Origin of the sequence: Arthrobacter sp. M2012083 (genome assembly GCF_000281065.1) — a bacterium.
Lineage (GTDB): Bacteria > Actinomycetota > Actinomycetes > Actinomycetales > Micrococcaceae > Arthrobacter.
Window position 1 is genome coordinate 45,904 of the sequence record NZ_AKKK01000067.1, and the last position, 21,871, is coordinate 67,774.

Annotated in this window: 19 protein-coding genes and 1 tRNA gene; 16 read left to right on the forward strand and 4 right to left on the reverse strand. The window is 61.4% G+C overall.

Annotated features, from left to right (window positions below):
• Positions 1-72 precede the first annotated feature (72 nt).
• Positions 73-2,172: an acyl-CoA dehydrogenase family protein gene (locus tag A477_RS0121520; protein ID WP_017200916.1), complete on the reverse strand. Its 2,100-nt coding sequence runs from the start codon at positions 2,170-2,172 to the stop codon at positions 73-75.
• Positions 2,173-2,218: 46 nt separating this feature from the next.
• Positions 2,219-3,007 (reverse strand): TetR/AcrR family transcriptional regulator, encoded by a 789-nt coding sequence (locus A477_RS0121525; protein WP_017200917.1) that lies wholly within the window; start codon positions 3,005-3,007, stop codon positions 2,219-2,221.
• On the opposite strand from A477_RS0121525, the gene A477_RS0121530 reads away from it, so the two are divergent.
• From A477_RS0121530 to A477_RS0121540, 3 genes are read left to right on the forward strand one after another with little or no spacing between them, the layout of a single operon-like run.
• Positions 3,006-4,358 (forward strand): acetyl-CoA C-acetyltransferase, encoded by a 1,353-nt coding sequence (locus A477_RS0121530; RefSeq protein WP_017200918.1) that lies wholly within the window; start codon positions 3,006-3,008, stop codon positions 4,356-4,358. The genes A477_RS0121525 and A477_RS0121530 overlap by 2 nt on opposite strands.
• 10 nt (positions 4,359-4,368) lie before the next feature.
• The gene (locus A477_RS0121535) at positions 4,369-5,709 is read left to right on the forward strand and encodes a 3-oxoacyl-ACP reductase (RefSeq protein ID WP_017200919.1); all 1,341 of its coding nucleotides are present in this window, start codon (positions 4,369-4,371) and stop codon (positions 5,707-5,709) included.
• Positions 5,706-6,632 carry a MaoC/PaaZ C-terminal domain-containing protein gene (locus A477_RS0121540; protein WP_017200920.1) on the forward strand — a complete coding sequence of 309 codons (927 nt, stop codon included), beginning with the start codon at positions 5,706-5,708 and terminating at the stop codon, positions 6,630-6,632. The genes A477_RS0121535 and A477_RS0121540 overlap by 4 nt, the downstream gene beginning before the upstream one ends.
• Positions 6,633-6,799: 167 nt before the next feature.
• Here the strand turns inward: A477_RS0121540 and A477_RS0121545 are convergent.
• Positions 6,800-6,885: transfer RNA gene (locus tag A477_RS0121545), tRNA-Leu, on the reverse strand.
• Between the two features lie 264 nt (positions 6,886-7,149).
• On the opposite strand from A477_RS0121545, the gene A477_RS0121550 reads away from it, so the two are divergent.
• Positions 7,150-8,454, forward strand: a complete 1,305-nt coding sequence (locus tag A477_RS0121550) for a M20/M25/M40 family metallo-hydrolase (RefSeq protein ID WP_026005836.1) — start codon at positions 7,150-7,152, stop codon at positions 8,452-8,454.
• 43 nt (positions 8,455-8,497) lie between these two features.
• Positions 8,498-9,664 carry an acyl-CoA dehydrogenase family protein gene (locus tag A477_RS0121555; RefSeq protein ID WP_017200922.1) on the forward strand — a complete coding sequence of 389 codons (1,167 nt, stop codon included), beginning with the start codon at positions 8,498-8,500 and terminating at the stop codon, positions 9,662-9,664.
• Positions 9,665-9,690: 26 nt separating this feature from the next.
• Here the strand turns inward: A477_RS0121555 and A477_RS0121560 are convergent, their stop codons facing one another.
• On the reverse strand, positions 9,691-9,924 hold the full coding sequence (locus A477_RS0121560; protein ID WP_017200923.1) for a DUF5703 family protein: 234 nt from the start codon (positions 9,922-9,924) through the stop codon (positions 9,691-9,693).
• Positions 9,925-9,963: 39 nt separating this feature from the next.
• On the opposite strand from A477_RS0121560, the gene A477_RS0121565 reads away from it, so the two are divergent.
• The 11 genes from A477_RS0121565 to A477_RS0121615 all read left to right on the forward strand — a co-directional run bounded on the left by A477_RS0121565 (position 9,964) and on the right by A477_RS0121615 (position 21,871).
• A complete protein-coding gene (locus A477_RS0121565; protein WP_017200924.1) occupies positions 9,964-10,221 on the forward strand; it encodes a hypothetical protein in 258 nt (85 codons plus the stop codon).
• Between the two features lie 267 nt (positions 10,222-10,488).
• Positions 10,489-12,168, forward strand: a complete 1,680-nt coding sequence (locus A477_RS0121570; protein WP_017200925.1) for a sugar transferase — start codon at positions 10,489-10,491, stop codon at positions 12,166-12,168.
• Positions 12,169-12,225: 57 nt separating this feature from the next.
• A complete protein-coding gene (locus tag A477_RS0121575) occupies positions 12,226-13,335 on the forward strand; it encodes a Gfo/Idh/MocA family protein (protein WP_017200926.1) in 1,110 nt (369 codons plus the stop codon).
• Complete coding sequence (locus A477_RS0121580) at positions 13,332-14,348, forward strand: NAD-dependent epimerase/dehydratase family protein (protein ID WP_017200927.1); 1,017 nt, start codon at positions 13,332-13,334, stop codon at positions 14,346-14,348. The genes A477_RS0121575 and A477_RS0121580 overlap by 4 nt, the downstream gene beginning before the upstream one ends.
• Positions 14,345-15,508: a DegT/DnrJ/EryC1/StrS family aminotransferase gene (locus A477_RS0121585; RefSeq protein WP_017200928.1), complete on the forward strand. Its 1,164-nt coding sequence runs from the start codon at positions 14,345-14,347 to the stop codon at positions 15,506-15,508. Before A477_RS0121580 ends, A477_RS0121585 begins: the two co-directional genes overlap by 4 nt.
• A complete protein-coding gene (locus tag A477_RS0121590) occupies positions 15,505-16,167 on the forward strand; it encodes an acetyltransferase (protein ID WP_017200929.1) in 663 nt (220 codons plus the stop codon). Before A477_RS0121585 ends, A477_RS0121590 begins: the two co-directional genes overlap by 4 nt.
• Positions 16,164-17,636 carry an oligosaccharide flippase family protein gene (locus A477_RS0121595; protein ID WP_017200930.1) on the forward strand — a complete coding sequence of 491 codons (1,473 nt, stop codon included), beginning with the start codon at positions 16,164-16,166 and terminating at the stop codon, positions 17,634-17,636. The genes A477_RS0121590 and A477_RS0121595 overlap by 4 nt, the downstream gene beginning before the upstream one ends.
• On the forward strand, positions 17,633-18,907 hold the full coding sequence (locus A477_RS0121600; RefSeq protein ID WP_017200931.1) for a glycosyltransferase: 1,275 nt from the start codon (positions 17,633-17,635) through the stop codon (positions 18,905-18,907). Before A477_RS0121595 ends, A477_RS0121600 begins: the two co-directional genes overlap by 4 nt.
• On the forward strand, positions 18,907-20,073 hold the full coding sequence (locus tag A477_RS0121605) for a glycosyltransferase (protein ID WP_017200932.1): 1,167 nt from the start codon (positions 18,907-18,909) through the stop codon (positions 20,071-20,073). Before A477_RS0121600 ends, A477_RS0121605 begins: the two co-directional genes overlap by 1 nt.
• Complete coding sequence (locus tag A477_RS0121610; RefSeq protein WP_017200933.1) at positions 20,063-20,962, forward strand: glycosyltransferase; 900 nt, start codon at positions 20,063-20,065, stop codon at positions 20,960-20,962. The genes A477_RS0121605 and A477_RS0121610 overlap by 11 nt, the downstream gene beginning before the upstream one ends.
• A gap of 249 nt (positions 20,963-21,211) precedes the next feature.
• Positions 21,212-21,871, forward strand: coding sequence for a hypothetical protein (locus A477_RS0121615; RefSeq protein WP_237715857.1), 660 nt, complete (start codon positions 21,212-21,214; stop codon positions 21,869-21,871).

The following is a 21,871-nucleotide window of genomic DNA, read 5'->3' on the forward strand; positions in this document are numbered from 1 at the left end:
CTTTGGTGGGGACGGCGCCGTCGAGGTTTTCAAGAGTTCCGCAATTGTTCACCGCGTGGAAGCGAACTCCTGCTAACGGGCCTTGGATGCTTTCAGCGCCAGCAGCGTTTTCTCATCCGCAGGGGCATTGCCGCTGGCCCGCTGTTCGCTGAAATGCTTGCGGGCAGCATCCTGGCGGGTAGCTTCTGCGCCGGTTGCGATGGAGGCGCGAAGATGCTCCGGGCCGTAGCCGAAGGCGTCGACGAGGTCTACCGCGTGGGGCCGGATCTTGACAAGGAGTCGGTTGATGTAGGTGCCAACAGTCCGGCCCCGCTGCATCGAAAGCCTTCCATTCATCAGGTACCACGACAGGTGCTTCTCGATCAGGGACAAGCCGAAGAGGTCGCGCAGCCACGTCAAGACGCGTTTGGTTCCCTCATCCGATACATGCGTGAGGGCTTCGGTGAAGGCTTCCCACTGAAGAAGTTCCGCATGGGCCTGGGCCGCTTCGATGAGTTCGTGTTGGTGCTGGTTGAACAGGGCCGCGGCTTGGTGTTGTGGAAGTTTGTTGGCTCCCTTCAGTGCAGCACCGACTTCGGCAACCATCGACTGAACGCGGTCAGCAAGGAGGGTGCGCTGGCCTTCCTCGTCCCGCAACGCCAAAGCCGCCTTCTGGACTGAGCCGGTATCAGCCACGAACTGGGCAACCTGCCGGAGGCCTGTCCGGTGCAGGGCCACACCGGCAGCTTGATCAACTACATAGCGGGCAAGCACGCCGAAGTCGGCGCTGCGGAATTCCTTGGCGTAGTCTGCCAGGAGCCGCTTGGCTACCAGTTGCAGGAGCACGGTGTTGTCACCTTCAAACGTGACGTACACGTCCAAGTCCGCGCGCAACGAGGCAAAGCGGTTCTCGATCAGGAAGCCGGCCCCGCCGCACGCCTCCCGGCACTCCTGCAGAGTGTCCAAAGCATGCCACGTGCTAAGGGGCTTGAGCGCGGCCGCCAGCGTTTCCAGGTCCTGGCGGTCGGCATCTGTATCGTGCGCGCCGGAGAAGACGTCGTCGAACTTTTGCAGGAGCTGTTCATGGGCGAAGCTGGCCGCGTACGTGGTCGCCAACCGCGTGAACAAGCGGCGCTGGTGCCGCTGGTAGTCGAGCAGGACCTCTTCATCGGTGCTGGACGAGGCATTGAACTGCCGGCGCTCGGTGGCGTACTGAATAGCTGTCTTGAGGGCCACCTTGCTCGCGGCAACAGCGGCTCCATCGAGGGAAACGCGCCCCTGGACCAGAGTGCCGAGCATAGTGAAGAAGCGGCGCCCCGGGCTCTCAATGGTGGAGGAGTACGTGCCGTCCTCAGCGACGTCGCCGTAACGGTTCAGGAGGTTTGTCCGGGGGATACGTACATTCGTGAAGTGCAGTCGGCCGTTGTCAATGCCGTTCAGGCCGCCCTTGATGCCGTCATCTTCACCGCCGATTCCCGGAAGGAACTCTTTGGTGGCGGGGTCACGGAGTTCCACGTAGAACGCGTGGACACCATGATTCACGTTCTTGGTGATCAGTTGGGCAAACACCACAGCGGCGAGGCCGTCGTTGGCCGCATTGCCGATGTAATCCTTCCACGCCGCCCGGAAGGGGGTGGTGATGACGAATTCCTGGCTGGCTTCATCGTAGGTCGCCGTGGTGGCGATGCTGGCAACGTCCGAGCCATGGCCCGTCTCGGTCATGGCAAAGCAGCCGGGAATTTCGAGGCTCATGATGCCGGGAAGCCACTTGTCCTGATGTTCCGCCGTGCCGAGGTGCATGACAGCCGAGCCGAAGAGGCCCCACTGGACGCCGGCCTTGATCTGAAGGGAGGGGTCGGCTGTGACGATCTCTTCGAAGCCGGCGATGTTGCCGCCGTGATCGTCGGAGCCGCCCAGCCGGGTGGGGAAGGCACGGTGGACGGTGTTGTTGTCCACCAGGAACTTCAACTGCTCAAACACCCGGGCACGATGCTCGGTGTGGTGCAGGCCTTCGATCTTTTGCACCACTGGATTGCCTGCCACCTTGCGGGCTTCGTGGCGTATATGGGCCCATTTTCCAAGGAGCTGCTCCCCGAGGGCAGCGACGTCGACCACCGGGTCTGCGCCGGTGGCAGCTTCTTCGCGGCCGGAGGGTTGCCGGGCGGTTGAGGCCCGATCCACTACTTCAGTCATGTTGCTTCCTTCTTTGGTTCCGACAACTGATGAGTTATTGCTGGTGTCACGTGCTGCTTTTGAGCTCCGGGGCGATGCCGAGGCACAACCAATCCGTAATCTGCGCGGCCATGGTTGCCTGATCCGGCTTGGTGCTGCCGACAGGACTTCCCAGCCACATTTCTCCGGCGTTCCTCACGAGTCCGATAGCGGCCGTGGGCCAGTAAACGATGACCGCTTCTTTCTCTTTGCCCAAGTGCTCCCGCATGGGAGTCGCGATCATGTCCGTAATTTGTTCGAAGAAGTTGCCCAATGCGCCTGAGGCCGCGATAGCGTCCTGGGCCGAGGCCTCCCCGGGGGTCAGCCGGGTGATGAAGGCGTATACGTTGGGGCTGGATTCGGCCATCTGCAAATAGGCGGAAACCATGGCGAAGAGTCCCTCCCGCGGGGTTTGCGCCAGTTGTGCGGCCTCCTGCATGCGGCGTTGCATCTGCCCAAGAACCACTTCGCCCATTGCTTGCTGTAGACCTGCTTTGTCCCCGAAGTAACGGTAGAAGACCGATTTGGATGTACCGGCGGAGCCGGCTATGTCCTCCATGGAGGCGTCGCTTCCGAGCCTATGAACAGCTTTTCGCGCGGCCTTGATGAGTTCGCGCCGGCGCTCTTCACGGTGGGACTGCCACCGGGCCGCACGTCCATCTACCAAGGCCTCTGCCTCCGCGGGTGGAAGGCCTTCAACGGCAACCCCTGCCGAGCCTGCGGCGGTGGCGGGTTCTTCATCGCGACTGTTCACGATACCCAGCGTATCAGGTACGCTGGGTATCAGTAACTGGCATTGATCGAAGGAGACAAGCATGGCTACAGCAGACGTGACCACGGACGGGCCCTTGGAACCGACCTTTGGCCCGCAATCAACACGCGCGGCGGTCATCGTGGGCGGCAACCGCATCCCGTTCGCACGGACCGGCGGCGCCTACGTAAAGTCCTCCAACCAGGACATGCTGACCGCGGCCCTCGAGGGGCTGGTGGCCAGGTTCGGACTCCAGGACGAACGCATCGGAGAGGTAGCGGCAGGAGCAGTGCTTAAGCACTCAAGGGACTTCAACCTCACCCGGGAAGCCGTGCTCGGCTCCGCCTTATCGCCCGAAACCCCCGCTTACGACCTCCAACAAGCCTGCGCAACGGGACTGGAGACCGTTCTTGGGTTGTCCAACAAGATCAAGTTGGGCCAAATTGATTCAGGGATCGCCGGTGGCGTGGACTCGGCATCGGATGCCCCGATCGCCGTCAGTGAGGGACTGCGCGAAATACTGCTTGATCTGAACAGGGCAAAGACCACCGTGCAAAAGCTGAAGATCATCGGCCGGATCCGACCCAAGGATCTGGCCCCCGATGCTCCCAACACAGGGGAGCCCCGCACGGGGCTGTCCATGGGCGAACACCAGGCCCTCACTACTGCGCAGTGGAAGATCTCCCGGGACGCGCAGGACGAGCTTGCTTTCAACAGCCACCGCAACCTGGCTGCCGCCTACGAGCGGGGCTTCTTCGATGACTTGATCACCCCGTACCGCGGGCTTACCCGTGACTCCAACCTGCGCGCAGACACCACACTGGAGAAGCTCTCCACCCTTAAACCCGTCTTCGGCAAGAACCTCGGCTCCGAAGCGACGATGACCGCGGGCAACTCCACACCGCTGACAGACGGCGCTTCCACCGTCCTCCTGGCCACGGAAGAATGGGCAGATGCCCGCGGCCTGCCGAAACTCGCCACAGTCCTGGACGGCGAAGCGGCCGCCGTCGACTTCGTACACGGCAAGGACGGCCTCCTCATGGCGCCTGTCTTCGCGGTTCCCCGCTTGCTGGCTCGGCACGGACTCACTTTCGAGGACATCGACTTCTTCGAAATCCATGAGGCCTTCGCCGGAACCGTCCTCAGTACGTTGACCGCGTGGGAAGACGAAGAGTTCGGCCGGACGCGCTTGGGACTTGACGGCGCGCTGGGAAAGGTGGACCGGGCCAAGCTCAACGTCAATGGCTCATCGTTGGCTGCAGGCCACCCGTTTGCGGCCACGGGTGGCAGGATCGTAGCTTCACTTGCGAAGATGCTGCATGAGAAGGGCACCGTTAATGGCCGCCCTGCGCGGGGCTTGATTTCCGTGTGCGCCGCCGGTGGTCAGGGCGTTGTGGCGATTCTCGAAGCAGCATAGGGGGAGTGCGATGACAGACAAGTACACACAGCTGGTAAGTCACGGACTGGGAAAGGACGTAGCCAAGAAGCTGGGTCTGCCCCAGCCGGTGGTGCTTCGACGCCACGAACCCGGCGCACCGCTCATCACGGGCCCGGTTTTGGTCAGTGGGGACAGTGCAGGGGCAGATGACATTGCCACCACCCTGCTTGGTTGGGGTTTGGACGTCCGCCGAAACGCGCTGCCCAAGGAGAAACTTGGAGCAATCATCCTGGTCCTTGATGCAGTCCAGCACCCCGAGGACCTGGGAAAATCAGTCCTTACCGCTGGCGCATCCCTGCGGGACCTCTCGACCAACGGCCGTGTCATCACCATGTCGCGGACGTCCCGGTCAGCCCGGACTCCGGCGTCTGCTGCTGCGCGGCAGGGCATTGACGGATTCCTGCGGTCCCTTGCCAAGGAACTGCGCGCGGGAGCGACGGCCAACGGCATTCTCCTGGATGACCAGCTCGCGACCACCAGCCCTTCGGCCCTGGGGGCCCTGAGGTTCTTCCTCTCGGGCCGCTCTGCTTATGTGGACGGGCAGTTCCTGACCGTACGCTCAACGTCAGGCAGCTTACCGAACGACGCCGACAAGCCCCTCACCGGAAAAGTAGCAGTTGTTACCGGCGCAGCGCGGGGGATCGGTGCAGCCATCGCCCGTACACTGCACCGCGACGGGGCCAGGATCGTGGCTGTGGACATCCCGGCCGCAGGGGACCACCTCGCAGCTGTAGCCAACGAGGTACGCGGGACGGCCCTGCAGCTTGATATCAGCAGGGATGACGCCGGACACCGCATCATCGAACATGCCGTGGAACGCCACGGCCGGCTCGACATCGTGGTGCACAACGCAGGGATTACCCGTGATCGGCTGCTTGCCAACATGGACGAGGGCCGCTGGCAATCAGTCATAGCTGTCAACATCGCGGCCCAGCTGAGAATCAACGAGGCACTCCTGGCTTCGGAGCATTTCAAGGAATCGCCGCGCATTGTGTCGGTCGCATCCACCAGTGGCATTGCCGGAAACAGGGGCCAGACCAACTACGGCGCATCCAAGGGTGGCGTCATAGGCATGGTGCGATCCACGGCGGCGCTGATGGAACCTTTCGGCGGGACCATCAACGCGGTAGCTCCCGGTTTCATCGAAACTGAGATGACAGCCAAGATGCCCTTTGCGATACGTGAGGCGGCGCGCAGGCTCAACTCCCTCAAGCAGGGTGGCCAGCCCCAGGATGTGGCCGAAGCCATCGCGTTCCTTTCAAGCGATGCTGCCGGTGGAATCTCCGGTGAGGTATTGCGCGTGTGCGGGCAACAACTGGTGGGAGCATGATCCATCCCCAGCCGGTTGTCCTTGGTGAGCTTCCGTCGCTCTCCAAGTTGTACGTCAACGCCGCAACCGCGGCAGCCCGCCGACGGGTCCTGGGGGCATCGTCCGGGAAGAAGCGGCTTCCTGCGGTCAGCCACGAGGTCAGGGGAGTTCGGGCCGACGTCGAAAATTTGACCGCCTACCAACATTTGGTGGGTGAGACGGCCAGTGACACCCTCCCTGCCGGCTATGTTCATGCTTTGGCTTTCCCCGTATCCATAAGCGTCATGAACCGTGAAGACTTTCCGCTGCCGCTTCTTGGGATGATTCACCTACGGAACCGCATCGAACAGCTGGTCCCCATCCAGTTCTCCGAGGAACTCGACATTCGCTCCTGGGCTGAGAACCTTGCCGGCCACAGGGCCGGAACCCAGATGGATGTAGTGGCCGAGGTCCGTTCCGGTTCCAGCGGTGACTTACTGTGGCGCGGCGTTTCCACCTACTTGGCCAAAGGCGTCTTCCTGCCGGGCATCGACAAACCAGGCAGCTCGAACGGCGCCTCCGGGGCGAGCGACTTTGTGCCACCCAATCCCACGGCACTCTGGCAGCTGAATTTGGACACAGGCCGGAGCTACGCAGCGGTTTCCGGTGATTTCAATCCGATTCATTTGAGCGTCCTGTCGGCCAAGGCTTTAGGGCTTCGGGGATCCATTGCCCACGGCATGTACTTGGCCTCCCGGGCACTGGCGGACGTGGGAGCGGTCAAGTCCGACTCGTTCTCGTGGGACGTCACCTTCGAAGCCCCTGTGTTCCTTCCAGCGCGTGTTGCCTTGGACATCACCACCGTCCAGGCGGAAGCGGGCACGTGGGAACGCTCGGACTACGTGGCGTGGAATCCACGCAGCGGCAGGCGGCACTTTGCAGGAAGTGTTGTTGCTTTGGCATAAGCTGCAGCAACGACAAATGGCGGCGGCCACCACCAGGTGACTGCCGCCATTTCTTTGCTCACGACAAGTGAGGAAACAGTTGTGACGAAGCTCGCATGCCGTTCTTGTCGACGTAGATCAGGGCAAACAAAACAAGGCCCGAAATCCGTGGATTTCAGGCCTTGCGATGGTGCGCGGAGGGGGACTTGAACCCCCACCCCCTTTCGAGGACTAGCACCTCAAGCTAGCGCGTCTGCCATTCCGCCACCCGCGCAGGTGGTGTTCAGATGGTTCGTTTTGCACCTTGCGGTGCTTCACTTTCCTCCGAAGCAGCGAGAAAAACTCTAACACGGTTTCAGGTTGCTGAAAAATCGACCCTGGACGGGCATATCCGATCCCTCCCCGTGAGCGTGCGCTCATACACAATCCGGACGTCTCCCGCCACTGGTGGGTAGGCTGATGGGACACGGGACGGAAACGCTGGGACTACAGCGTGCGTCACCGGAACCTGCAGCCCAGCCACGCAAGGAGAGTTTCCATGTCTGTCATCCGCCCCGAAGACGAAGTTGTCCGGATCTGCCAGGAGCTCATCCGCATCGATTCGTCCAACTTTGGAGACGACTCGGGTCCGGGGGAGCGCGCGGCAGCCGAGTACACGGCAGGGCTGATCAGCGAAGTCGGACTTGAAGCAGAGATCTTCGAGTCCGCCCCTGGCCGCGCCAACGTGGTAACCCGCATGACCGGCGAAGACCCCTCGGCGGACGCCCTGGTAGTACATGGGCACTTGGACGTTGTCCCTGCCCTCAAGGACCAATGGAGTGTTGACCCGTTCAGCGGGGAACTCAAAGACGGCTTGGTCTGGGGTCGCGGCGCCGTGGACATGAAGGACATGGACGCCATGATCCTTTCAGTCATGCGTAACTTTGCAAGGACGGGACGAAAGCCCAAACGCGACATCATCTTCGCTTTCTTCGCAGATGAAGAGGCCGGGGGCACCTACGGTGCCAGGTACGCCGTCGAGCACCGACGCGAACTTTTCGACGGCGCCACTGAGGCGATCTCGGAAGTCGGCGGATTCTCCGCCACTATTGGCGGACAACGTACCTACCTGCTGCAGACTGCCGAGAAGGGCTTGTCATGGTTGCGGCTGGTAGCGCACGGCCGGGCCGGTCATGGCTCCCAGATCAATACTGACAACGCCGTCACCCGGCTTGCCGCTGCTGTGACCAGGATCGGCGAACACAAGTGGCCCGTGGAATTGACGCCAACCACGCGACAGTTCCTTGACGGTGTTACCGAACTCACCGGCGTCGAGTTCGACGCCGACAACCCGGACATCCTCCTCAAGGAACTTGGTACTGTGGCACGGTTCGTCGGCGCCACCCTTCAGAACACATCCAACCCCACGTTCCTGCGCTCCGGCTACAAGCACAACGTCATTCCCGAGTCGGCCGAGGCATTCGTTGACTGCCGCACACTGCCGGGGCAGCAGGAACTGGTGTTCGAGACCATCAAGGAACTCGCCGGAGACGGCATCGAGATCAGCTACGTCAACAAGGATGTTTCCTTGGAGGTGCCCTTTGCAGGGAACCTGGTGGACTCCATGATCGATGCCCTGCACTCCGAGGACCCGGGCGCCAAGGTCCTGCCCTATACGCTCTCCGGGGGCACGGACAATAAGTCGTTGAGCAAGATCGGCATCACCGGATATGGTTTCGCTCCGCTGATGCTGCCCGACGAACTCGACTTCACGGGGATGTTCCACGGCGTCGATGAGCGCGTGCCGGCCGAATCCCTCCAGTTCGGCGCCCGCGTCCTGAACACCCTGCTCAGCAACTACTAAAAGCCTCAGGGACCACTACTAAAGCCAGCACAGAAGGAGCGCCATGACTCCCGAAGAAATCCTTCCCGACCAACTCCTTGAACGGCTGCGTGGCCGCGCCGCAGGTTACGACCAGAACAACCAGTTCTTCCATGAGGACCTGGAAGAACTCGCAGACGCCGGTTACCTGAAGCTGTTCGTGCCGGAGGCCGACGGCGGTTTCGGGCTCGGGCTCGAATCGGTGGCTGCGCTGCAGCAGCGCCTCGCCACGGCCGCCCCGGCCACGGCGCTGGCGGTGAATATGCACTTGGTCTGGACCGGCGTCGCGCAGGTCTTGGCGGCCCGAGGCGACAATTCCCTGGATTTCGTGTTGAAAGATGCGGGACAGGGTGAGGTCTTTGCTTTCGGCATATCCGAAGCCGGGAATGACTCCATGCTGTTCGATTCCGGCACGGTTGCCGAGCCGCTGCCTGACGGGAGCTACCGGTTCACTGGCCGGAAGATCTTCACAAGCCTTTCCCGCGGCTGGACCCGGCTGGGAACGTTCGGCAAGGATGCCGACGCCAGGGATGGTGAAGGTGAACTCGTCTTTGGCTTTCTCCGCCGCGATGAACCCGGGCATGAAACCCTGAGCGACTGGGACACCCTGGGTATGCGTGCCAGTGCCTCCAACAGCACCCTCCTGCACGGAGCCGTGATTCCACCGGAAAGGATCTTTCGCAAGCTCCCCGTGGGACCCAACAAGGACCTGTTGATCTTCGCGATCTTCGCGTGTTTCGAGACGTTGCTCGCGGCTGTTTACACGGGCGTTGCCGAGCGTGCATTCACCCTTGGCGTGGCGAACGCCAAGCGTCGGGTTTCAGCCAAACACGGTGGTCGGAGTTACGCCCAGGACCCTGATATCCGTTGGAAGGTGGCTGAGGCTGCCTTGGCCATGGACGGAATCGCGCCTCAGATCTCTTCCCTGGCCCGGGATGTGGATAACCTGGTGGACCACGGAGCCCAGTGGTTCCCCAAACTGGTGGGACTAAAATCCCGGGCTACGGAGAATGCACGCCATGTAGTGGACTTGGCGATCCGTGTCACGGGCGGATCCAGTTACTTCCGCGGCTCTGAGATGGAGCGGCTCTACAGGGATGTCCTGGCAGGCATCTTCCATCCTTCCAACGATGAGTCCGCCCATAACACTGTGGCGAACGCATGGTTGGGTCCGTTGGAAGACTGGCGATAACACGTGGAAGGGTGCAGCCGCTGTGCTCAGACGGTTCGCTGCACGGAATAGACTTTGCGGCGCAACCAGAAGCGGCGCCCGCCTCCGAGGTAGAGCACGCTGCGCTCAAGCTCCCACTTGCCGTATTCGGAATGCTCGGCGAGTCGGCGTCGGGCTTCCGGCAGTGAATCGTCAGGTCCCACCGTCAGTACGAGGTATTCGTACTGACGTGCGTAGTCTCGTTGGCGCTCAACGGAGCTGCCCGGAAATTGTTCTCTCATCCCTCTCCATTTTCGTCCTTTTCCGGCTAACGTGAAGTCATGAGCATCGATCCGCGTGTCGCGCTTCAATCACTGACCGCCGCCCTGGAAGAACATCTGGCTGCCGCATCAGCGCGTAGGGGCGAAGGTGACCCCAACGTCGAAGCGGCTTTTTTCGCCGTCGCCGATGCCTTCGAAGTTTATGAGGACGCGCTGTACGAGGCTTACTCCGAGGTTACTCCGCTCCAAGTCTTTGACGACGAAGATGAAGAAGACGAGGAAGTCCTGGACGAAGACATGGAAATCGTAGAGGACTAACCGCTTGGATGAACCGGCCACCTCGGGGTGGCCGGTTTTTTTGTGTCCCCTCACGGCACTTTTGTGCTGGTTTCAGCCCGGAATTCCGCGGTTATTGTGCTCCTATACGGCACGAAAGCACGTAGTGCCGCCGTCGCCGGCTAGGTACTCGCACGTAGGTGTGATGGGTAAACCTGCGCAAACTTGAGTACAGACTACTGGTGCGCCTCCTGACAGCCGCCGCTTCACTGATAGGTAGGCAATGGCAGGTCTGCAAAGAAGGCTGACATGGTGAAAGTTCCAGTCTTGCGTACGGGCAAGGTAGCGGCACCCACGGGTGCGGACCATGCCGTGGCGGGTTCAGTCTTTCCCGCAAAAACAGCCATCGCCAACGTCAATCCGCCGGTGTCTCCCTGGATTGACAAGTCCGTTGCTGCACAACGGACTGAGAAGGCGGGACTGGCGGCGCCGAGCTCCGAGGTCACCCTGGACTTCGTGCCGCCAGTCACCCGCAGGACCCCACGGATCACGTTCCCCCGCCGGGGCAGGACCGATTGGGCGCATTCGCTGACCAACAGTCTTCGCATGACGGACACGGCCCTCGTTGCTGCCGCAGTGTTCGCCGGCTTCGTTCTGAACACCGAAGGCCTGACTCTGGCTGCGGAGAGTCCTGCCTACACACGCCATCTGGTGACGGGACTGATTCTTGGACTGGTTTGGTTGGGTTCATTGGAGATCTACCGCACCCGCGACCCCAAAGTCCTGGGCGTAGGTCCCGAGGAGTACAAGCGCGTCCTGTCTGCAAGTTTTCGTGTCTTCGGCTTCCTGGGCATCGTTGCCGTGGTTTTCCGGCTTGATGCCGTCAGCTCATTTGTACTCGTCTCCTTGCCGCTTGGCCTGGTGGCGCTCACCGGCAGCAGGTGGAGTTTCCGTCGGTGGCTGAGCCACGAAAAGTCCCGCGGCCGCTGCCTCTCCCGCGCGATCGTTGTAGGTGAACCCCAAGACGTCCGGTACGTCATCAAGCAGATCAACCGAAAGTCCGGCACGGCGTACGACATCCTCGGAGCATGCCTTCCAGGGGCACGCCGGGGGGCGGTCCTGAAGGTGGACCACCTCCGCGTCCCTGTCCTTTCTTCGATCTACGGGATCGCCCACACCGTCCGGCAAACAGGCGCCAACGCAGTGATTGTGGCCGGCCCCGTGCCCGGTGGAAACCAGTTCATCCAGGAGCTCGGGTGGCGGCTGGAGGAAAATTCCGCGGAACTTGTCCTCGCTGCGGCACTAACGAACGTGGCGGGTCCGCGAATCCACTGGCGGCCGGTCGAGGGACTTCCCCTGATGCACGTTGACATCCCGCACTACTCCGGGGGCAAGCACACGCTCAAGCGTTTGATGGACATTACGGTCTCAGCGTCGGCTTTGCTCGTCCTTTCACCGATCCTGCTGCTCCTGGCAGCCATAGTTCACCAGGACAGCCCCGGACCCGTACTTTTTCGCCAGGAACGGGTCGGCAGGAGGGGCACTACCTTCCACATGCTGAAGTTCCGTTCCATGGTGGTGGACGCCGAAACCCGTTTGGAGGAACTCAGCACCCAGGATGAGGGCGCGGGCGTCCTCTTCAAGATCCGCGGCGACCCCCGTGTTACCAGGTGCGGCCGGTGGATGCGTAAGTACTCCCTCGATGAATTGCCCCAGTTCTGGAATGTCCTTGTAGGCAACATGAGCCTGGTAGGGCCGCGGCCGCCGTTGGCGCGGGAAGTCAGCGGATACGAACGCCATACGCATCGTCGGCTGCTCATCAAGCCCGGCATTACGGGCCTATGGCAAATCAACGGGCGATCGGACCTGCCATGGGACGAGGCAGTACGGCTGGACCTCTACTACGTGGAGAACTGGTCCATAGCCGGAGACCTGATGATCATGTGGCGGACGTTCAGGGCAATGATTCAACCTTCCGGGGCCTATTAGCCATCAACTGCAACAAACCAAGCGAATCGCGCTGTCAACACAGAAGCAGAGTGGGAAATGAGTATACGAACCATTCCATCAGGACAACTAAACGGCCACGGCCCACAGCCCAAGCTCCGCATTGCCGTAATCGGGGCAGGATACTGGGGCCCCAATCTTGCCCGGAACCTCAAAGCCAGCCCTGACTGGGATCTCGTTGCCATCTGCGACCTCGACGTAGAACGAGGGCTAAGGCTCGCGGAGACGGTGGGCGGAGTGGCCGTCGTCGAATCCTTGGACGAGCTGCTCGACACGTACAACCTGGACGCCGTTGCAGTTGCTACCCCGGCACATACCCACCACGGAGTGGTGATGACGGCCCTTCGCGCAGGTAAACATGTTTTGGTGGAGAAGCCGTTGGCTGACAGCCGCGCCAAGGGCCTGGAGATGGTGGAAGAAGCGAAGGCCAGGGGATTGGTCCTCATGGCAGACCACACCTACTGCTTCACACCAGCTGTCCTCAAGATTCAGGAACTGGTAGCCAGCGGCGCCCTGGGCGATATTTTGTATGTAGATTCCGTCCGCATCAATCTCGGACTCGTCCAACCTGACGTTAATGTCTTCTGGGACCTGGCGCCGCATGACCTTTCCATCTTGGACTTCGTCCTGCCCGGTGGCCTGCATCCCACGGAAATTTCCGCTCATGGTGCTGACCCCCTGGGAACCGGCAGGGACTGCGTCGGGCACCTCACCTTCGGCCTGCCCAACGACGCCATGGTCCATATCCACGTGAATTGGCTCAGCCCCACCAAGATCCGGCAAATGATCATCGGGGGGTCAAAGAGGACCTTGGTGTGGGACGACCTCAATCCCCAGCAGCGCCTCAGCGTGTACGACCGCGGGGTCAGCCTGGAACATCAGCCCAGATCTGCAGCTGACAAACGGGCCTCCGCCATCTCCTACCGTCTGGGCGACACGTGGTCCCCGGCACTGCAGGAACGCGAACCCCTGGGCCAAGTGGTGGGCGAACTTGCCTCTTCCATCCGCAACCGGACTATGCCACGGACCAGCGGCGAATCCGGGCTGCGCGTCTTGTCCGTTCTCGAAGCAGTCACGCAAAGCCTCAGCACTGACGGTCAATCAACAATCGTTGCCGGGAATGAAGTCTCTCTCCAGGTTGTGCGGTGAAGAAGCTGCTTGGGGCCAGTGTCCTGGTCACCGGAGGCGCCGGAACCATCGGTTCGACGCTGGTTGACCAACTGCTCGACGCCGGTGCGGCGCAAGTAGACGTGCTGGACAACCTCGTCCGCGGCCGCCGCGCAAACCTCGACGAAGCTCTCTCCACTGAGAGGGTACGGCTGATCGAAGGCGACCTACGTGATCGCGACCTCGTCAACGACCTCACCCAGGGAAAGGACCTGGTTTTCCACCAAGCCGCCATCCGCATCACCCAGTGCGCGGAAGAACCACGGCTGGCCCTCGAAGTATTGGTAGATGGGACCTTCAACGTTTACGAGGCAGCTGCGGCGCACAAAGTGGACCGACTCATCTCAGCCTCAAGTGCCTCCGTTTACGGCATGGCCGAGGAATTTCCCACTAAGGAAAGCCACCACCACCACAATAACGACACCTTTTACGGTGCGGCGAAGTCCTTCAACGAAGGAATGGCGAGGAGCTTTCGCGCAATGTCAGGCCTGGACTACGTCCTCCTAAGGTACTTCAACGTTTATGGACCCCGCATGGACGTGCATGGGCTATACACCGAAGTCCTGGTGCGTTGGATGGAGCGCATAGTGGATGGCCACCCCCCACTGATTTTTGGCAGCGGGCAGCAAACCATGGACTTCATCCACACCGCGGACGTCGCCCGGGCCAATGTCCTTGCTGCCATCAGCGATGTACGCGAGGGCATCTATAACGTGGCCAGCGGTACGGAGACCAGCCTGGCGGAACTGGCACAAACACTGCTTAAGGTCATGGGTTCACCCCTCCACCTGGAACATGGTCCGGAACGTGCCGTCAACGGAGTTGCCCGACGCCTTGCCGACGTCACGGCAGCGCGGGAAGACCTGGGCTTTGAGGCAGCAGTTGGACTGGAAGACGGCTTGCGTTCGCTGGTCTCATGGTGGCGTCCGCTTCGTGCGGAGATTGCTGCAGCCCGCACCGTAAATCGCCCCGCACCGACAGTCGGTGCGCGATGACCATCTCCGAAACCCGCTTGGGCCGCATTGACGTCATGAAGCCGTGGCTCGGCGAAGAAGAAGCCCAGGCTGTCGCAGAGGTCATTGCCTCCGGTTGGGTAGCCCAGGGTCCCAAGGTTCGGCAATTCGAGGACGCCTTCGCGGCCGTGCAACATGCTGGATTCGCGGTCGCAACGTCGAGCTGCACCTCTGCACTCCACTTGGCCCTCGCCGTGGCTGGCGTCGCAGCCGGTGATGACGTGGTGGTGCCATCGTTCTCCTTTATTGCTACTGCCAACGCCGCAACATACGTAGGCGCGCGGCCGGTGTTCGCCGACGTCGATATCTTCACGGGCTGCGTTACTGCAGAAACCATCAAAGCAGCCCTGACTCCCGCTACTACAGCGGTCATCGCCGTTGACCAAGGCGGAGTCCCGGTTGACCTGGAACCCATCCGGGCGCTGTGTGATCCCCTCGGAATCATCGTGGTGGAAGACGCCGCGTGTGCAATTGGGTCCGGATACCGCGGACAGCCCGTAGGTTCAAACGCCGAGTTGGCTGCTTGGTCCTTCCACCCGCGCAAGATCCTCACGACCGGTGAGGGCGGCATGATCACAACTTCGCGTCAGGACTTCGCCGACAGGGCTCGGCGCCTCCGCGAACATGCCATGAGCGTTTCGGCTGCTGAGCGGCACGCCAGTTTGCTCGCCCCCGCGGAGGAGTACCTCGAGGTCGGGTTCAACTACCGCATGACGGACCTTCAGGCCGCCGTCGGGCTCGTCCAACTTGGCCGCCTCAATGCCGTAGTCCAGCGGCGGCGCGAACTCGCCGCTGGCTACGCCCACGCCTTTGCCGGAGTGGAAGGCCTGCGCCTGGTAAGCGATCCGGGGTATGGCCTGAACAACTTCCAGTCATGTTGGTTGGAGGTCGGCCCGGCGTTCCCGTTGGGACGGGACGCTCTCATGGCACGTTTGGCAGCGGATGGCATTTCTGCCCGTCGCGGGATCATGGCAGCGCACCGGCAGCCGGCGTACGCAGGAGCGGACACAGGCTCTGCCGGGCTGGAGGCAACGGAGTGGTTGACGGATCACACGCTGATACTGCCCCTCTTCCACCAACTGGCACTGAGCGACCAAGTCCGCGTCATCGACTCCGTGTTACGAGCCGCGGGTCAGCCATGAGCGAGCTACTCCTCATCGCGGCAAGCGGCCTCGCCCGGGAGGTCCTTGCCATGGTCCGCAGCAGCGGGCCCTTCGACGTCATTGGGATCCTCGACGACGATGAAGACAAACTAGGTCGCGTGGTGGACGGAGCACATGTCCTCGGTCCCGTCCGGGAAGCTATGAACTACCCCCATGCCCTGCTGTTGATCTGCATTGGATCCGGCAGTGGCCGCGAAAGCGTGGTGATGCGACTCCGCGCCCTGGGACTAGCCGAAGACCGCTACGCTACTGCGATCGATCCTTCAGTGCGCGTTCCAGAGGGGTGCATGATTGGCCGCGGAAGTATCCTCCTCGCCCACGTGAGCATGACAGCTTCGGTGACCATCGGCGACCACGTGGTCGCAATGCCAGGGGTCACGTTCACACATGATGACGTCATCGGCGATTACGCCACCCTGGCCTCCGGGGTGTCCCTCGGCGGCAACGTCCACGTAGGCCGGGCCGCCTACATCGGCATGAATGCCAGTGTCCGCGAGCGCCTGACCATCGGTGCGAAAGCGATGATCGGCATGGGTGCCGCTGTCCTTGCCGATGTTCCCGAGGACGAAACCTGGGCCGGTGTACCGGCCAGGGTGATCCGGCGGGGAAATACTCCGGAGCTGGAGGGCGTCCTGTGACACTTCGGAGCCCGGTCACTCCCCGGCGGACACCAACGCCCACCAGGGCATTCGTGATCAGCGTGGTCAACGCTTTCATCACGAAGCTGGGCACGATCGGAATCGGCATCGCGCTGGCACGCCTGCTGGGTCCCGAAGAATTCGGAACCTACGCCGTAGCGTTTGTAGCTTTGGTTGCGGTCCTGAGCTTCAATGAATTGGGGGTCAGCCTCGCGATCGTTCGCTGGCCGGGTGACCCGAAGGCCATAGCGGCAACCGTTACCACTATTTCGGCAACATGCAGTGTCCTGCTCTTCGCCGTTTCCTATGCAGCTGCACCCTACTTCGCGGCCGCCATGGGAAATGAAGCAGCCACGGATGTGGTCCGTGTAATGGCGGTCTGCATCGTGCTGAACGGCTTGGTGGCCACCCCTGCAGCCCTGCTGCAACGGAACTTCCGTCAAGGCCAGCGCATGGTCATTGACCAAGTCAATGTATGGCTGGGGGCTGGCGCCTCGTTGATCATGGTGATCGCCGGAATGGGCGCCATGAGCCTTGCCGTTGGTCGGGTCCTGGCCAGCTTGGTAGCCGGCGTCTTGTTCCTCATCTATTCTCCCTTGCCCTACCGTTTCGGATTCTCGTCGAAGGTTGCCAGGCAATTGCTGGCCTTCGGGCTGCCCCTTGCCGGCGCCAGTATGGTGGTCTTTGCGGTTGGCTACGTTGATCAACTCGTTGCGGGAAAGATGCTGGGGCCTGTCGCGTTGGGCCTGTATGTCATGGCGTTCAATATGGCTGGTTGGCCTTCCAGTTTGTTGTCTCCGCCCCTTCGGAGCGTGGCACCTGCTACCTTTGCCAGGTTGCAGGACAGGCCGGGGGACATGCAGTCGGCGCTGTTGTCCCTGACAGGGGCGCTTGGAGCAGTACTGTTGCCGGTCTGCGCGGTAATGATGGGATGCGCTGTCCCACTGGTCATGCTGGTTTATGGCGATGCCTGGGCTCCGGCCGGCCTCGCCCTTTTTTGGTTGGCTCCGCTGACCGCCGTGCGAGTGCTTCACGAGCTTTTTTATGACTACCTGGTCATTCTTGGTTTGTCTGGTCCGATTTTCACGGTCCAACTGATGGCGCTCGCAGCTTTGGTCCCCGCCCTGATTGTTGGGGCCATTTATGGCGGCATGTTTGGACTGGCTGCAGCGCCGGTGGCCGTTGCTGTTGTGGTGACCTCACCGATGTACCTCAGGGCCATGAAGCGGGCGAACGTTTCACTGCGGGCGTTGGCCGGTCGACTTTTCCGGCCCTTCTTGGTGGCTGTTGCTGCCGGTATTGGTTGCGCGCTGCTGAGCCAATCTGTGCGGTCACCGATGGAGGCTGTTCTCTTTTCTGCTGGTGTGGGCGTTGTTGCGATGGGCCTCACGCTTGCGTTCGGCAGGCGGGACATTGCCGACGTCCGGCGTTGGGGCCGTGGTCGGGGCCCTGAGGAGGCCTGGACATGAGAATCCTCGTTTACCCACACGACCTCCGCCTGGGCGGCAGCCAGCTGAATGCAATTGAATTGGGCGCAGCCGTACAGCGCTTGGGGCACGATGTCCTGCTCTTTGGGCAACCTGGTCCACTGGCGCAAACGGCTGTCGAGTTGGGATTGGAGTACGTTCCCGCACCACTTCCCGGGAAGCGTCCTTCGCCAACTGTCATCAGCGCCTTGGTACGCACTGTTCGCGAGCGCGGTGTGGACGTTCTTCACGGATACGAGTGGCCGCCGGCCTTGGAGTGCTTGGCTGCTTCCAAAGTGGTCCGTGGGACTACGGCCGTTGCCACCGTCATGTCCATGGCCGTGGCTCCGTTCATTCCAAAGTCCATGCCGCTCATGGTGGGTACTGAGCAGATCCATCATTGGGAGTCCTCCCGGGGGAGGGGAGAAGTGCACGTCATGGAGCCGCCGGTGGACACGCACGCCAACCAGGCGTCCGCGACGGTGGGCTTGGACGCATTTACCCGGAAGTTTGCACTGGCTGATCGTTCCCTGACCGTTGTCTGTGTTTCACGCCTGGCGCAGGAATTGAAGCTTGAGGGCCTTATGAGCGCCATGGATGCTGTACGGCTGTTGTCCCTTGAACATCCGGTGAGGCTGATCATCACGGGAACAGGTCCGGCGTCGGATGCAGTCGCAAGCCGGGCTGCACTTATCAACGCAGCCACCGGGCGGGAGACGGTGACGCTCACTGGTGAGCTCGCGGATCCGCGGCCTGCCTACGCTGCTGCGGATGTGGTGTTGGGAATGGGTGGTTCAGCATTGCGCGGCCTGTCCTTCGGGAAGCCCCTTGTGGTGCAAGGTGAGCGCGGGTTTTGGGAACTTCTCACACCCGATTCCCTGCCTACTTTCCTGTGGCAAGGATGGTACGGATCCGGTCCGGGTTCAGGCGGCGAAGGACAAAACGCTTTACTCGCCATCCTGCGAGCGCTCATGAACGATGAGCAACTTCGCCGCGATTTGGGGGTCTTGGGTCGGCAGGTCGTCGAGCAGAGGTACTCATTGGACTCCGCTGCTCGACGTCAGGTGCGCCTTTACGAGGATTTTGCCGCTGCCCGCCCCGGCCTGGCTGCGACCATGGCGTCTGAAGTGGCAGCCATAGGCCGATACGCCGGCTATGTGGGGAAACGACGTTCTCAGCGCGTGCTGCGACGACTGCCACGGGACGACTTCAATGCACGCCCTGTTGCCAGCCACGCTGCAGGGCCGGGGCTACACGTCGCCAGGGGGGTCTGATGGAAACCATCATGTATATCTCCGGGGGGCGGTGGGATGGCCTGCCCGGCACTGACCGCCTTCTGGTGGAATCGCTCGCGGTAGCCGGTCCTGTGCTGTGGGTTGATCAGCCTGCGCCGGTTTTCCGTTTTGGGGATGTACGGAAGTACATGGTGAGAAGTCTCCGCGGCGTTCCGGAAATCCTGACCCCGCACCTCAAGCGTCTCCGGCTTCCAGCACCCCCGCTTTTCAGTTCCAGTGTTGGCCGACCCATCACTCATGCAATCTCAACACACTGCATGGAAAAAGCCATCCGATTCTCCGGCCGTCCGCCAGCGGCCGTCATCAACGCTTCACCCGTTGTGGCATTTCCCGCGAATGTTGCCGGGACACGGTTGCTCCATCTGACAGATGACTGGTTGGCCGCAGCTGACCTCATTGGGTTCCCGTCGAGCTACCTGCGTCGTTCACTTGAACGCAACTTAGCGGCGGCAGACGTTGTTACTGCTGTTTCGCCTGGACTGGCTGCGAAGATGTCCAGCTTCGCGGGGCGGCCCGTGGGCGTTCTTCCCAACGGCTGTCGGCCGCCCGTCAGGCGCACTACCGATAATCGCCGGCGGCCCATCACGGCCCTGGTTGGGCAGCTCAATGAGCGCCTGGACCTGGATGTGCTCGAGTCGTTGGCCGACTCCGAACTCGACATCCTGGTCCTTGGCCCACGGACTGCGTCCGACCCCGCAGCCAAGCTAAGACTCAATGCTTTCCTGAGCAGGGGAAATGTGGACTGGCGTGGATACGTTCGGCCCAGAGAGGTTCGCCGGCTCCTGGAGACAGCATCGGTAGGGATCACTCCGTATGCCAACACTGAATTCAACAGGTCCAGCTTCCCCCTTAAGACGCTGGAATATCTTTCTGCGGGACTGCCCGTCGTAGCAACGGACCTGCCATCAGTCAGCTTGCTGGAGTGCAGCGCTTTGTTCGTTGCCGGTGACCGCACAGAGTTCGTGGATTTGGTCAGGGGAGCCTTGGGCCATCATCCGGATCAACAGCAACGCGACGACATGCGGCGAGTCGCGGAGGCAAACTCCTGGGAAGTGCGGGCTTCAACCATCCGGGACCTCTGCGGACAACACATACCCCCGGACGCCGTTGCTGAGTCCGTTCGAGGAGGACACCATGATCGATGACAACCGGACAACCGCCGATTCGCTTGATCACGTCTTCCTGACGCGTTTCAACCTTCCCTCCCAAGGCTTCGAGAGCCTTGTAAGGGCCCAGGACGGGTGGCTGAGAGAACGAATGGTGCTTTTCGAGCGCTACTGCCTTCCCTCCGTGAAAGCCCAAACCAACCAGGACTTTCACTGGATCATCTACTTCGATCCGGAGAGTCCGGTATGGCTGCTGGATCGCATCCAGCAGCTGAACCGGGACCGGACCTTTTTACCCCTGTTCAGGACGGCTGTCAGCCCTTCCGAACTGCTCCAAGACATTCGGGCAGCAGTTCGAGGCGATCGCCAACTGCTCCTCACCACCAACCTGGATAACGACGACGGTTTGGCAGTGGATTTCGTTGAGCGACTACAAAAGGCTGCCGGCGGCGAGGGCAGCACAGCCATCTACCTTGCTTCCGGCCTTGTTAAGGGAAATGGCTCCGTTTTCCTCAGGCACGACCCCAACAACGCGTTTTGCTCCGTGAGCGCAAACTGGTCCACACCCGTGACATGTTGGGCCGCATGGCACAACATGCTGGGAAACTCCATGAACGTCAGGACGCTCCATGGCTCACCGGCATGGCTGCAGGTGGTACATGACCACAATGTGAGCAACCGGATTCGCGGTCGCCGTGTAGCCCCCGAGCCATACCGGCGCCTCTTTCACAGCCTTTTGGAGGATGTTCCCAACCCCGGCTTGCAGACGATCATCGCGGACCGCGTTTTTGAGTCGCCCCTGAGGGTTCTACGGGAGCTGATTCGAAGCACTGCCAAGGCAGTCACCATTGCACTGCTGGGACGCCAAGGGATTGATCGGATCAAAACGGCCGTCGCAAGTAGGAAAAGCACCATGCCAGGGCCGTGAGCCAAATGGCCGTCCAACCCTAAGTCATCGAATGAGAGGTAAGTGCGGGACATGCAGGTACAGAAGATATTGAAAAGCCTGGGACGCCGATGGTTCATTGTTGTGCTTGGGCTTGCCCTGACCGCGGGTACCTGTTTCGTCCTTCAACGGAGCACTCCCGACAACTACAAAGCCCAGGCAAGTTTGGTTCTGCTGCCCTCAACCCAAAGCGTTGGAGAGACAGGCAATCCATATTTGGGGCTAGGCGGCATGAGCGAGGCTCTTGACATCCTGACGCGAAAGATGTCCTCCGAAGAGTTCAAGGAGAACATCCGCGAGCAGAGCGGGGCAGCCACGTTCACAGCTGAAGCCGACCGTGGAACGAGCGGCGCCATCCTCCTTATCACGGCCACTTCACACGACGCCGACCAAGCACTCAAGGTCTTGGACACGGTCATGAATCAGGCCCCGGTGGCTCTAACCGAACTACAAGACGTGCTCAACGTTCCTAACGCATCCCGCATTTCCACAATGAACCTGTTGGAGGACAGCAAGGCTGTTCCAGAGGTCAAGGCGCGGACTCAGCTCATCCTCGTAACTGCTGCCGGAGGGACAGCCTTCACCGTCATCATCACTGTGCTGCTCGATGGCTTGCTTCTGACAAGGAAGAGTCGCAGGAGTACACAAGGACCCGCAAATCACACTGGACCAAAGCCGCCAAACCCGGCTCGCCGTCGGCAAAAGACCGTGTCGCGTGCCTCTGCCAGCGGCACAGTCAATCAACCTGCAGTCCCCATCCTGAACTCGCACCACGTCCACAAGCCATCATCCCTCGGTCGCCCTGCACGTAGTCGGCCCAAAGCCGACGATCCGGCTTACCTCGCAGGTGAAACAGTCACCGTCGTACCCAGCTCGTCCAGGCCGGGATAA

Bases quoted from the DNA above. Each gene is read 5' to 3' on its own strand.
- A477_RS0121520 (WP_017200916.1), bottom strand. From the start codon at position 2,172: ATGACTGAAGTAGTGGATCGGGCCTCAACCGCCCGGCAACCCTCCGGC.
- A477_RS0121530 (WP_017200918.1), top strand. From the start codon at position 3,006: ATGGCTACAGCAGACGTGACCACGGACGGGCCCTTGGAACCGACCTTT.
- A477_RS0121525 (WP_017200917.1), bottom strand. From the start codon at position 3,007: ATGCTTGTCTCCTTCGATCAATGCCAGTTACTGATACCCAGCGTACCT.
- A477_RS0121535 (WP_017200919.1), top strand. From the start codon at position 4,369: ATGACAGACAAGTACACACAGCTGGTAAGTCACGGACTGGGAAAGGAC.
- A477_RS0121540 (WP_017200920.1), top strand. From the start codon at position 5,706: ATGATCCATCCCCAGCCGGTTGTCCTTGGTGAGCTTCCGTCGCTCTCC.
- A477_RS0121550 (WP_026005836.1), top strand. From the start codon at position 7,150: ATGTCTGTCATCCGCCCCGAAGACGAAGTTGTCCGGATCTGCCAGGAG.
- A477_RS0121555 (WP_017200922.1), top strand. From the start codon at position 8,498: ATGACTCCCGAAGAAATCCTTCCCGACCAACTCCTTGAACGGCTGCGT.
- A477_RS0121560 (WP_017200923.1), bottom strand. From the start codon at position 9,924: ATGAGAGAACAATTTCCGGGCAGCTCCGTTGAGCGCCAACGAGACTAC.
- A477_RS0121565 (WP_017200924.1), top strand. From the start codon at position 9,964: ATGAGCATCGATCCGCGTGTCGCGCTTCAATCACTGACCGCCGCCCTG.
- A477_RS0121570 (WP_017200925.1), top strand. From the start codon at position 10,489: ATGGTGAAAGTTCCAGTCTTGCGTACGGGCAAGGTAGCGGCACCCACG.
- A477_RS0121575 (WP_017200926.1), top strand. From the start codon at position 12,226: ATGAGTATACGAACCATTCCATCAGGACAACTAAACGGCCACGGCCCA.
- A477_RS0121585 (WP_017200928.1), top strand. From the start codon at position 14,345: ATGACCATCTCCGAAACCCGCTTGGGCCGCATTGACGTCATGAAGCCG.
- A477_RS0121590 (WP_017200929.1), top strand. From the start codon at position 15,505: ATGAGCGAGCTACTCCTCATCGCGGCAAGCGGCCTCGCCCGGGAGGTC.
- A477_RS0121600 (WP_017200931.1), top strand. From the start codon at position 17,633: ATGAGAATCCTCGTTTACCCACACGACCTCCGCCTGGGCGGCAGCCAG.
- A477_RS0121605 (WP_017200932.1), top strand. From the start codon at position 18,907: ATGGAAACCATCATGTATATCTCCGGGGGGCGGTGGGATGGCCTGCCC.
- A477_RS0121610 (WP_017200933.1), top strand. From the start codon at position 20,063: ATGATCGATGACAACCGGACAACCGCCGATTCGCTTGATCACGTCTTC.
- A477_RS0121615 (WP_237715857.1), top strand. From the start codon at position 21,212: ATGAGCGAGGCTCTTGACATCCTGACGCGAAAGATGTCCTCCGAAGAG.